This is a genomic window from Streptomyces sp. NPDC008317 (assembly GCF_042955955.1).
Taxonomy (GTDB): Bacteria; Actinomycetota; Actinomycetes; order Streptomycetales; family Streptomycetaceae; genus Actinacidiphila.
In genome coordinates this window covers 124,345-136,352 of the sequence record NZ_JBIBFQ010000003.1, presented here as the reverse complement: position 1 = coordinate 136,352, position 12,008 = coordinate 124,345, and the positions used below count along the sequence as shown (strand labels likewise).

Below are 12,008 nucleotides of genomic sequence, written 5' to 3'. Positions count from 1 at the left end.
TGGATACCCGGCCGGTCAAGCGGTGTTGACGGACGTGTGCCCGGCGGCGGGGGAGTGGCGGCGGGCTGCCGCCGAGCCGTCACTCCCGGTGATCGCGGGCGGGGTTCGGGACGGCCCGGCAGCCGCCGGCGTCGTCGGTCTGGCGCACCAGAAGGTCGGCGAAGGGGCGGGACGGATCGGTGGCGAAATGCGCGTCCTCCGCGCGAGTCCAGCCGGTCCAAAAATGCGCCAGTTCCGGTCCGTCGCGCAGCAGTCCGCGCTGCCGCGCGGTCGCCGGCGGCACCTCCAGCCACAGCAGCAACGCCAGATACGGGCGCAGCGCTTGCCGCCCGCTGCCGACGCCGTCCAGCAGCACGACGGGCGCGGGCGGGATCTCCCGCTCGCCCGCGAAACGGCGCGCCGTCCAGTCGTACACCTGGTGCCGGGCGGCCCTTCCCCCGCTCAGCGGCGTCAGCACCTGTTCGACCAGGCGGCCGGTCCACTCGAACGGCTCCTCGTGCGTGGCCAGGTCGTCCAGATGGACGACGGGCGCGCCGCCCAGCTCCGCCGCCAGCCGCCCGGCCAGCGTGCTCTTGCCCGAGCCCGCGTGCCCGTCCACGGCGATCAGCCGCGTCCGCCCGCAGGACGGCTCCGCCCCGTCGAGCAGCCGCCCCAGCTCCCGTACCGTCAGTCCGTTCACCCCCCGACCTTACGGCGGGCCCCGCCCGGCGGCCCGCGCGCCGTCGCGTGTCCGGGGGCTCGGGGCCGCTGACCCGCCACCGCTGCACGCGCCGCCGGGGGCGCCCCGGTACGGTGCGAAGGTGACCCACTCCGAGAGCGGCGGCGCAGCCGCATCCGTGCTGTACACCTCCGAGCGCCTGGCGAGGGCGCGTGCCGAGGCCGAAACGGCGGGCGTCCAGGCCCTGCTGGTGGCGCCCGGCGCGGACCTGCGCTACCTCACCGGGTATCAGGCGCTGCCGCTGGAGCGGCTGACGTGCCTGGTGGTGCCGGTGGAGGGTGAGCCCTTCCTGGTGGTGCCGCGGCTGGAGAAGCCCGCCGCGCAGGCGTCGCCCGCCGGCGGCCTCGGCATCGAGATCGTCGGCTTCGACGAGACCGACGACGCGTACGCGCTCATCGCCCGGCGGCTGCCCGCCGCGGTGGCCCGCTTCGCCGTCGACAACCACATGTGGGCGGAGAAGCTGCTCGCCTTCCGGGCCGCGCTCCCGGACGCCGAGGCCGTCCTCGCCGGTGACGTGCTGGCGGAGCTGCGGATGCGCAAGACCCCGGCGGAGATCGCGGCGCTGCGCCGCGCGGGCGCGGCGATCGACCGGGTGCACCGCAGGATCGGCGAGTGGCTGGTGCCCGGCCGCACCGAGCGCGAGGTCGCCAAGGACATCGCGGACGCCATCATCGAGGCGGGCCACGAGCGGGTCGACTTCGTGATCGTCGGCTCGGGGCCGAACGGCGCGAGCCCGCACCACGAGGTGTCCGACCGGGTGATCAGGGCGGGCGACCCGGTGGTGATCGACATCGGCGGCACGACCGCGGAGGGCTACTGCTCGGACTCCACCCGCACCTACGCCGTGGGAGAGCCGCCCGCCGCCTTCCGCGAGCTGTACGACGTGCTGCTGCGCGCCCAGACCGCGCAGACCGCGGCGGTACGGCCCGGTGTCACCGCGGAGGAACTGGACGCCGTCGGCCGGGACATCATCACCGACGCGGGCTACGGCGAGCACTTCATCCACCGCACCGGACACGGCATCGGCCTGGACACCCACGAGGAGCCGTACATCGTGGCGGGCAGCAAACGCCCCCTCGAGCCGGGAATGGCGTTCTCCGTGGAACCGGGCATCTATCTGCCCGACACCTTCGGTGCCCGCATCGAGGATATTGCCGTCTGTACGGAAAGCGGTGGCGAGCGGCTCAATCTGACAGGGCGTGACCTGGTGGTTCTTCCCTGTTGAGCGCCAGTGGTCCAGTCCAATATTGTTCCCGGCGCGCGGCCGGAAACCCTGGTGGAAACCGCCGGTGAACGACGATAGTTGGGGCCACCTGTCATGCACTCGTAGGAGCGGGCAGGAATTCCCGATCACATCGAGGGGAACACCGCCATGACCAGACCCGCGCCCCGGCGTGCCGTACTGACCGCCGCGCTCGCGGCGGCCGCGGCCACCGCGACCGCGTCCGCGCAGTCCGCCTCCGCCGCCCCGGCCACCGCCTCCGGCGCGGCCGTTCCCGACGCCGCGCGACACCAGGCAGGCGGCGGCACGCCCGACGCCGCCCCCGTCGACTACCACGGCTGGACCTCGCTGCCCGACTGGCTGTTCGGCACCCACCGCGGCACGCTGCCGCTGCCGGGCCGCCGGCCCGGCGTGGTCATCGGCCGCGCCACCGGCACGCTGGACTACACCGACCCGCACACCGGCACCACCGCGACGTGGGAGTCGGCCACCTGGACCTCGCCGGTCCGCCGGGTGCCGCACCCCGCGAGCGAGCTGATCGCGTCCTGGAACGCGCACACCCCCGCGGGCACCTGGATCCAGATCGAACTGCTCGGCACCTACACCGACGGCACCGCGACCCCGGCGTACGTCATGGGCCGGTGGACCGCGGGCGACGGCCCCGAGGACATCCGCCGCACCTCGGTGGACGACCAGACCGACGGCAAGAGCAGCATCTGGACCGACACCTTCTCCATCGACGACACCACCGCCGGGCCGCTGCTGGCCTCGTACCGGCTGCGGCTGACGCTCTTCCGCAAGCCCGGCAGCCGCGCCACGCCCACCGTGTGGCGGCTCGGCGCGATGGCGTCCAACATCCCGGACCGCTTCACCGTCCCGGCGTCGGTGCCGGGCGTGGCCAAGGGCGTCGAACTCCCGGTGCCGCGCTACTCGCAGAACATCCACAAGGGCGAGTACCCGGAGTACGACAACGGCGGCGAGGCCTGGTGCAGCCCGACCTCCTCGACGATGGTCATCGAGTACTGGGGACGCGGCCCCACGGCCGCCGACCTGGCCTGGGTGAACCCCGCCTACGCCGACCCCCAGGTCGACCAGGGCGCCCGCTACACGTACGACTACCAGTACGAGGGCTGCGGCAACTGGCCCTTCAACGCGGCCTACGCGGCCACGTACAAGGACCTCCAGGGCGTCATCACCCGGCTGCGCTCGCTCGACGACATCGAGCGGCTGATCAAGGCCGGTATCCCCGTCATCACCTCGCAGTCCTTCCTCGCCACCGAACTGGACGGCGCGGGATACGGCACCTCGGGCCACCTGATGTGCATCGCGGGCTTCACCGCGGACGGCGACGTCGTCGCCAACGACCCGGCCAGTTCCAGTGACGACGCGGTGCGCAACGTCTACAAGCGCGCCCAGTTCGAGACCATCTGGCTGAGGACCAAGCGGATCAACGCCACCGGCGGCGTCAGCGGCGGCACCGGCGGTGTCGCCTACGTCTACTTCCCGGCGCAGCCGAGCCCCGGCCAGCGCCGCGCGCTGGCGGCGGTCGGCATCGTCTGACATCCGTCCGTCCGGTCGTCTCCGGTCGTCTCCGGTCATCTCTCCGACCGGCCGACCGGCCGTTTCCGGCCCGGCCCCGCTCCTCGTACGCGAGGGGCGGGGCCGGGTGCGTGCGGGGGTGGACAGGCCGTCGCACGTGGGGAATTGGACTCGAAGTGGTAGAGACCAATTCGTGGTTTAGTCCAAAGGTCTGGACCAACTATTGACGGGTTCGCGTCACCGCAGGATTCTGTCTGCCACGTTCCCCCACAGGAGGCTAGACGTGAACCGTCTCAAAGCAATCGGCTCGGGCGTGGCCGCCGTCGCCCTGGCCGTGGCCGGGCTCGGTACCGTTGCCGCTCTCGGCCCAAGTCAGGCCAGCGGAGCCACGGTCTCGACGAACGCCCTGACCAACAACTGGTACGCCGCCGCCCCGTATCTGATGCCCAACGACAACAACCCGCCGAGCGCGACCGCCATCATGGACGCGACCGGCCTGAAGGCGTTCCAGCTCGCCTTCATCCTCGCCCCCAACGGCGGTGGGTGCAGCCCCACATGGGACGGGACCAGTGCGGTGTCCTCCGACACCGCGGTGGCGAACGTGATCTCCGCGATCCGGGCCAAGGGCGGAGACGTGTCCGTCTCCATCGGCGGCTACGGCGGCACCAAGCTCGGCCAGGCGTGTTCCGACGCCGCGTCCACGGCCGCCGCGTACCAGCAGGTCATCACCAAGTACCAGCTCAAGGCGATGGACTTCGACCTGGAGGAGCCGGAGTACGAGAACACCGCGGCCGTCGCGCGCGAGATCGGCGCGGCCAAGATCCTCCAGCAGAACAACCCCGGCCTGTTCATCTCGGTGACCACGGCGGGCACCGCAGCGGGCACCGGCTGGTTCGGCCAGCAGATGCTCAACGAGGCCAAGTCGCAGGGCTTCACCCCCAACAACTTCTCGATCATGCCCTTCGACGGCGGCTTCAACGGGGCGGCGTCGCAGACCAGCGCGCTCACCGCCTTCAACGGCCTGCTGAAGACCACCTTCGGCTGGGACACCGCCACCGCGTACGCCCACGAGGGCTTCTCCGGTATGAACGGCCGCAGCGACACCGGCGAGTTCTTCTACCAGGCCGACTTCCAGACCGTGCTGGACTACGCGACCAGCCACGGCATGGGCCGCTTCACCTTCTGGTCGCTCAACCGCGACCGCCAGTGCAGCCCGCCGGACAACAACGGCAGCACCTCGGGCACGTGCAGCAGCGTGGCGCAGAACTCCTGGGACTTCGCCAAGTACTCGGTGAAGTTCGCGGGCGCCACGCCTCCCACCAACCCGCCCACGACGCCGCCGACCACACCGCCGACCACCCCGCCCGGCGGCGGCACCTGCACGGTCGCCCAGTGGGCCGCCTCCGCCGTCTACGTCGGCGGCAACGAGGTGGCGCACAACGGGCACAAGTGGAAGGCCAAGTGGTGGACCACCAACGAGGAGCCCGGCACCACCGGTGAGTGGGGCGTGTGGCAGGACGAGGGCACCTGCTGACCGGCCGCCGGCCGCGACCGTCCGACGTTCCGGGGCGGCGACCGCACAGGCCGCCGAACCGCTGTCGGTCGAACTGGTCTGAACTGGTCTGATGCTGTCCGAAAATCTATCGCGGGTCCGCGGCCGTCACCGGCAGCGGACCCGCGCTGGTGTGTGCGCGAGTCCGCATCTGCGCGTTTTCGCATATGCACATGCTGGTGGTTGTTGACCAAAAACGGACCCTGGATCTCCGGTCGCGTGTTTCACTCCGAACACGTGATCAGTAGCCTCACAGGGTAGACAGGTGCGCGCCCGTCGGCCGAACCACCGTGTGCGACGCGCCCGTTGAGCCCGATGACCTGGAGACAGCAACCGTGACCGACCGTCCTTCCTGGGCCCCGCAGGGCATCGACCTGACGGTGCCCAGCGTGTCCCGGATCTACGACTACTTCCTCGGTGGCTCGCACAACTTCGAGGTGGACCGGGAGGCGGCGCGGCTGGCCATGCGGGCCATGCCGGGGGCGCCCAAGATCGGCCAGGCCAACCGGGCGGTCATGCACCGCGCCGTGCGCTTCGCGATGGACCGCGGCATCGACCAGTTCCTCGACATCGGCTCCGGCATCCCCACCTTCGGCAATGTGCACGAGGTGGTGCAGCGGGCCAACCCCGACGCCCACGTGGTGTACGTCGACAACGACCCGGTCGCCGTCGCCCACAGCCGCGCCGTCCTGGAGGGCAACGACAAGGCGACCATCGCCGCCGCCGACCTCCGCGACCCCGGCTCGGTGCTGGACAACCCCGAGACCAAGCGGCTGCTGGACTTCGACCGCCCCATGGGCCTGCTGCTCGTCGCCGTCCTGCACTTCCTGTCCGACGCCGACCATCCCAACGAGGTCGTCGCCGCGCTGCGCGACGCGCTGGCCCCCGGCAGCGTCCTGGTCGTCACCCACGCCACCCTCCAGTTCGGCCCCGTCCCCTCCGGACAGCGCGGCGTCCAGGCCGTCTACCAGCGCACCGCCACCCCGCTGATCATGCGCACCAAAGAAGAGGTGGAACGCTTCTTCGACGGCTTCGAACTCGTCGAGCCCGGCGTCGTCCCGCTGCCGCACTGGCGCCCCGAGGCCCCGCTCAGCGACGACGACGACCCCGCCGTACTCCACGGTCTCGCCGGTGTGGGGCTGAAAGCGTGACCGCGCTCCCGGCCGCGGCCGGAAACGAGGGCGCGCACGCGCCCGGCGCACGCCCCGGCGACAATCTGCGCAGATTCGCCGCCATTTGGGCACGCGCCATCTACCCGGTGACGGTCACCTCGATGACCCGCGCCGAGTTCGAGGACCACCTGGTGCCGCTCACCCGTGTGCTGAGCGACACCCTCAGGGGCCGCCCGTTCGACCCCCGCCCGGCCGCCGAGGTCGGCACCGCCCTGGTCGCCGCGCACTGCACCGACCCCGAGGCGCTGCCCAGCATCCTCGGCGTCATCGACGCCTACCTCGTCCTGTACTGCCCGCCGGGCCCCGGCCTCGACACCGACGACTGCCGGGCCCGCTGCTCACGCCTCCAGCACGCGGTCGCCGTCGGCTTCTCGCGGGCCCTGCGCGAACGCACCCTGCGCGAGCAGGAGTCCATCATCCGCGCCGCCCTGGACGCCCAGCGCGACGCCGAAGGCGCCCTGGCCGCCAGCGAGGCCCGCTTCCGCGCCGTCTTCGAGGGCGCCGCCCTCGGCATCGGCATCGCCGACCTCGACGGGGAAGTCCTCGAGGTCAACGACGCGATGACCCGGATGTTCGGCAGCGAATCCCTGACCATGCGCCGCAATGTCACCGAGTGGGTCCACAAGGACGACGGCACCGGCACCGGCACCCGCCGGCTCAACGGCGAGCTGGTACGCGGCGAACGCGACACGTACGACGTCGAGCGCGCCTACCAGCGGGTCGACGGCACCATCTTGTGGGCCAACGTCCGGGCGTCCCTGCTGCGCGACGCCACCGGCCGCCCGCAGTACCAGCTCGCGCTCGTCGAGGACGTCACGGAACGGCGCGGACTGCTGCGCCGACTGCGCCACCAGGCGACCCACGACGCGCTCACCGGACTGCCCAACCGCGCCCTGTTCTTCGAACGCCTCGACGCCGCGCTCGACGCCGACCCCGCCAACGGCACCAGCCGGATCGGCGTCTGCTACCTCGACCTCGACGGGTTCAAGGCCGTCAACGACAGCCTCGGCCACGCGGTGGGCGACCAGCTCCTCGTCGCCGTCGCCGAACGCCTCCAGTCCTGCGTCACCTCGCCCGACCAGCTCGTCGCCAGGATCGGCGGCGACGAATTCGTCGCCCTCTACACCGACCCGCCGAGCCTCGCCGCCGTCACCGCGCTCGCCGAACGCATCCTGGACGCGCTGTCCGCCCCCGTCCTGCTCGACGGCCGCGAACTGCCCGTCCACGGCAGCATCGGCATCGTCCACGGCCCCGTCGAGTCCCGGATCGCCGCCGACGTCCTGCGCAGCGCCGACATCACGATGTACCGCGCCAAGGAACAGGGCGGCAACCGGTACGAGGTCGCCGACCCGGTCGCCGACGCCCGGGCCATCACCCGGCACGGCCTGACCAACCAGCTCCCGAGCGCCCTGGAACACGACGAGTTCTTCATCGAGTACCAGCCCCTCGTCGGCCTCGACGACGGCGCCGTGCACGGCGCCGAAGCGCTGGTGCGCTGGTGCCACCCCACCCACGGCATACTCGGGCCCGACCAGTTCATCCCGCTCGCCGAGAGCACGGGACACATCGTCGGGCTCGGCCGCTGGGTCCTGGAGCGGGCCGCCCGCCAGGCGTACGCCTGGCAGAGCGAGCACATCGGCGGCGGTCCGCCGCCACGGGTGAACGTCAACCTCTCACCGATCCAGCTGCACCACCCCGAGCTGGTCCAGGAGGTCTCCCGCGTCCTGGAGGACACCGGCCTCGACCCCGCGTCGCTCTGCCTCGAGGTCACAGAGAGCGCTCTGATCGGCGCCGACGAGGACACCCTCAAGCCCCTGCGGCAGATAGTCGACCTCGGCGTCTCCATCGCCCTCGACGACTTCGGCACCGGCTACTCCAACCTGTCCTCCCTGCGCTGGCTCCCCGTCAGCGTCCTCAAGCTCGACCGCTCCTTCACCCGCGGCATGCGCGGCCACGCCGCCGACCCCGTCGACCTCAAGATCGTCGGCGGCATCGTCTCGCTCGCCCACGCCCTCAACCTGACCGTCACCGTCGAAGGCGTCGAGACCCGCACCCAGGCCGACCATCTGCGCGCCCTCGGCTGCGACACCGGCCAGGGCTGGTACTACGCCCGCCCCGGCCCGCCGGAACGGCTCCACACCCTGTCGCTGGCCGACGCCAGCTAGCCGCCCGGTCCGCCGTCACGGCTCCGCCAGCGCGCGGGGCCGTGAGAAACGACGCACTTGAGTGCGTCGGGCGGGCGTCGGGGCGGAGCCGCGCGGCCCACGTGGTGGAATCAGGCGGTACGCGAGCCCGTGGTCCGTCCGAGGAGAGCCCCCTGAACACCGCCGTCGCGGAGACGATCTCCGCCCTCGCTCTCCTGCTGGTCCTCGGCTTCGCCGTCCTGCGCCCGCGCGGCTGGCCCGAGGCGGTGGCCGCGGTGCCCGCCGCGGGACTGCTCATCGGCATCGGGGCGGTGACGCCGTCCGCCGCCTGGCACGAGACCAGGGAACTGCTGCCGGTCGTCGGCTTCCTGGCGGCCGTGCTCGTCCTGGCGGAACTGTGCGCCGACGACGGTCTGTTCACAGCGGCGGGCGACGCGGTCGCGCGGGCCTGCCGGGGCGAGCCCAAACGGCTGCTGGCCGGGGTGTTCGTCGTGGCCGCGCTGGTCACGGCGGTGCTCAGCCTGGACGCGACCGTCGTCCTGCTCACCCCGGTGATCATCGCGACGGCCGCACGGGCGGGCGCCAAGGCGCGCCCGCACCTGTACGCGACCGCGCACCTGGCCAACTCCGCCTCCCTGCTCCTGCCGGTCTCCAACCTCACCAATCTGCTGGCCTTCACGGCCGCCGGCGTGTCCTTCACCCGCTTCGCGCTCCTGATGACCCTGCCGTGGCTGCTGTCCGTCGGCATCGAATACGCCGTCTTCCGCCGCTACTTCGCCGCCGACCTCGCCGTCCGCGAGCACCCGCCGGAGCAGGGCGAGCCGCCGGCCGTACCGGTGTTCACGCTGGTCGTCCTCGGCCTGACCCTGGCCGGCTTCGCGGTCACCTCGCTCGGCGGCCTCAACCCCGCCTGGGCGGCGCTCGCGGGCGCGCTGGTCCTGGGCGTACGGGCGCTGCGCCGCCGCCGGGCGACGGTCCGCGGCCTGGTCGCGGCGGCCGGGCCGCTGTTCTGCCTGTTCGTGCTCGCCCTCGGCGTCGTGGTGAAGGCCGTGGTCGACAACGGGCTGTCCGACGCCGCCGACCGGGTGCTGCCGCACGGCAGCGGCCTGCTCGCGCTGCTCGGGACCGCCGCGTTCGCCGCCGTCCTGGCCAATCTGATCAACAACCTGCCCGCCGTGCTCGCACTGCTCCCGCTGGCCGCCGCGGGCGGCCCCGGCCCCGTGCTCGCCGTGCTCATCGGCGTCAACCTCGGCCCCAACCTCACCTACGCGGGCTCGCTCGCCACCCTGCTGTGGCGGCGCGTGCTGCGCGACCACGGCACCGACTCCGACCTGGGCACCTTCACCCGGCTCGGGCTGCTCACGGTGCCGCCGACGCTCATCGCCTCCACGGTCGCGCTCTGGGCGGGCCTGCGGCTCACCGGAACCTGACCGGCGCCTTCCCCGTCAGCTCCGCTTGGTGAGCGTGCTCGGGGCGCCCTCGGCCTGCGGCCCCGCCTCGATCCGCAGGGTGCGCGCGTCCGTCATGGAGACGGAGTACTCATGCCCTGTCAGACAGGTCAGCGACGAGTCGGGGTCCGTGGGCTCGGCGGCGGTGACCCGCAAGGTCATGGTGTTCCCCCGGACCTGCGCCAGCGACAGCGCCTCCGTACAGCCCCGCTCCGCCCCCGTGCCCGCCTCGGGGATGTTGCTGACGTCCTGGCCGACGGCCTCGCCGCGCGCTCCCGCGTGCAGGGTGAGCGTGACGGTGAACCGGTCGCTGCGCGGCTGGCCGCCGCTGCCGCTCGGATTGCCGGGCCCCGTACCGACCCAGGTGCCGACCCACGAGGCGGGCAGCGCGTCGGCGGGCGCGGAGGTGTGGGTGCTCGTGCTCGGGCCGGGATTCCCGTTGTTGTCGTCGCCGGAGCCGCGCTGCTGGTCGAGGATCACGCCGACCACCACGCACAGGGCCAGCATGCCCGCGACGACCAGTCCGACGCGGGCACCGCGGCCCATCCCCGGCGCGCGGCGCGCGGCACCCCACGGCGCGGGCTGCGGCCCGGAGTACGGCCCGGTGGGCCGGACGGGGCCCGACACGGGCGACGGTGTACGCGGCGGCGCGTACGCGGCGTGCGGGGGAGCGGGGGTCTGGCCTCCGGAGCCGGGGCCGCGGCCGGGCGCGGTCAGCGGCGCCGTGGGGGAGTAGGGCGACGGCCCCACGGCGGCCGTCGGGTCCGCCAGCAGCGTGCGGACCCGCGCTTCTCGGCCGCGCAGCTCGTCGGTGAGGCCGGGCGGCGGGACCTCGTGCCACACGCCCGTACGGTGCCCCGCCTCCCGCAGCAGCGCCAGCGCCTCCTCGGCGGTCGGCCGGTCGGCCGGTTCCTTGGCGAGGCACGCGTGGACCAGCGGCGCCACCGCGTCGGGCAGCCCGGTGAGGTCGCCGTCCTCGTGCACGATCCGGTACATCAGCGCGGGCGTCGACGGCTCTTCGCCCGGCCGGTTGAACGGGCCGTGCCCGGTCCCCGCGTAGACCAGTACGGCCGCCAGCGCGAACAGGTCGCCGGGCTCGGCGGACGCGCCCGCGGTCGCCTGCTCGGGCGCCATGTAGCCGGGGGAGCCGATCACCCCGCCGGTCCTGGTGTGCCGGGAGTCCTCCGCGGCCCGCGCGATACCGAAGTCGATCAGCAGCGGCCGGTCAGGGCCGAGCAGTACGTTCGACGGCTTCACGTCGCGGTGCGCGAGACCCACCGCGTGCACCGACCGCAGCGCCTCGCAGAGTTCGGCGGCCAGCGACGCCAGGGCCGGTTCCGGCAGCGGGCCGTGCGCCGAGACCCACTCGGCCAGTGAGGGCGCCGCCACGTACTCCGTCGCCAGCCACGGGGGGCGGGTGCCGGGCGGGCTGTAGTCCACCACCGCCACCGTCCACGGCGAACGCACGCGGTCCGCGTGGCGGATCTCCCGCGCGAACCGTTCCCCGAAGCCGGGGTCGAGTCCGAACTCGGACCGTACGGTCTTCAGCGCCAGTGCCCTCCCGGCGGGGGTGCGCGCCAGATAGACCTGTCCCATGCCGCCCGCGCCGAGCCGCGCGAACAGCGGGTATCCGCCGACTGTGCGCGGATCCGTGGCGTCCAAGCTCTCCATGGGCAGCAGCGTAGGGCCGCTCGCGGCCCCGTGGGAGCGTGATCGTACTCATCCGCCTCCGTCGCCGTACTCACCTGTCACTCCAGTCGTGTCTTGCTTCTTTTCCCGCCCGCCCGCCCACCCGTGCGGGTGTTTTCTTCGTCTGCGGGTGCCGCTTGTGCCTGGGTCGGTGCCGGTCCGGGGCACCTCCTCGAAATGCGGCTACCTGCTCTTTGCTCATCCGGCACCCTTCTTGTCACCGCATTTCTGCGGGGGCACCCCGGCCCGTCCCCTCCCGGTACGTCGGCGTCCGCCTGTCCGGTGGGGGTGGCGGAGGGGGGTGGGTGGGGGCCGGGGCCCTGCGCCCCCGACCGCCCGGCGGGGTGGGCGAAAGGGGGTGGGTGGGCTCGGGTCTGTCGGCGTCCGCCTGTCCGTGGGGGGCCGGGGTGGGTGTCCAAGATTGTGAGGGTGCCCCGGGTGTCTTCCGCCCTGAGGGCGCTCTCCGTCGATTCCACGGTGGAGGAACGGCCGGGCGCCGTCGCCGGTCTTTGGGACCTTCCTCA

The 12,008-nt window shown here is 72.9% G+C and carries 8 protein-coding genes; 6 read left to right on the top strand and 2 right to left on the bottom strand.

Going from position 1 to position 12,008, the window contains the following annotated elements; genetic code table 11:
• Positions 1-79 precede the first annotated feature (79 nt).
• A complete protein-coding gene (locus ACFY9V_RS10495) occupies positions 80-679 on the bottom strand; it encodes a uridine kinase (RefSeq protein WP_391160742.1) in 600 nt (199 codons plus the stop codon).
• Between the two features lie 121 nt (positions 680-800).
• Between ACFY9V_RS10495 and ACFY9V_RS10490 the strand changes: the two genes are divergently transcribed.
• From ACFY9V_RS10490 to ACFY9V_RS10465, 6 genes are all read left to right on the top strand, one after another.
• Entirely contained in the window at positions 801-1,943 is a 1,143-nt protein-coding gene (locus ACFY9V_RS10490; protein ID WP_355347111.1) for a Xaa-Pro peptidase family protein, read from the top strand.
• 147 nt (positions 1,944-2,090) lie between these two features.
• Complete coding sequence (locus ACFY9V_RS10485) at positions 2,091-3,500, top strand: C39 family peptidase (protein ID WP_391160740.1); 1,410 nt, start codon at positions 2,091-2,093, stop codon at positions 3,498-3,500.
• Positions 3,501-3,762: 262 nt separating this feature from the next.
• Positions 3,763-5,013 carry a carbohydrate-binding protein gene (locus ACFY9V_RS10480; protein WP_355347117.1) on the top strand — a complete coding sequence of 417 codons (1,251 nt, stop codon included), beginning with the start codon at positions 3,763-3,765 and terminating at the stop codon, positions 5,011-5,013.
• A 353-nt stretch (positions 5,014-5,366) separates the two neighbouring features.
• The gene (locus tag ACFY9V_RS10475; protein ID WP_391050623.1) at positions 5,367-6,182 is read left to right on the top strand and encodes an SAM-dependent methyltransferase; all 816 of its coding nucleotides are present in this window, start codon (positions 5,367-5,369) and stop codon (positions 6,180-6,182) included.
• The gene (locus ACFY9V_RS10470; RefSeq protein WP_391050625.1) at positions 6,179-8,368 is read left to right on the top strand and encodes an EAL domain-containing protein; all 2,190 of its coding nucleotides are present in this window, start codon (positions 6,179-6,181) and stop codon (positions 8,366-8,368) included. The genes ACFY9V_RS10475 and ACFY9V_RS10470 overlap by 4 nt, the downstream gene beginning before the upstream one ends.
• Positions 8,369-8,520: 152 nt before the next feature.
• Positions 8,521-9,777 carry an SLC13 family permease gene (locus tag ACFY9V_RS10465; RefSeq protein WP_391161368.1) on the top strand — a complete coding sequence of 419 codons (1,257 nt, stop codon included), beginning with the start codon at positions 8,521-8,523 and terminating at the stop codon, positions 9,775-9,777.
• A gap of 15 nt (positions 9,778-9,792) precedes the next feature.
• Here ACFY9V_RS10465 and ACFY9V_RS10460 read toward each other — a convergent pair whose 3' ends face one another.
• Positions 9,793-11,466 (bottom strand): protein kinase, encoded by a 1,674-nt coding sequence (locus tag ACFY9V_RS10460; protein ID WP_391160738.1) that lies wholly within the window; start codon positions 11,464-11,466, stop codon positions 9,793-9,795.
• Between the last annotated feature and the right edge of the window lie 542 nt (positions 11,467-12,008).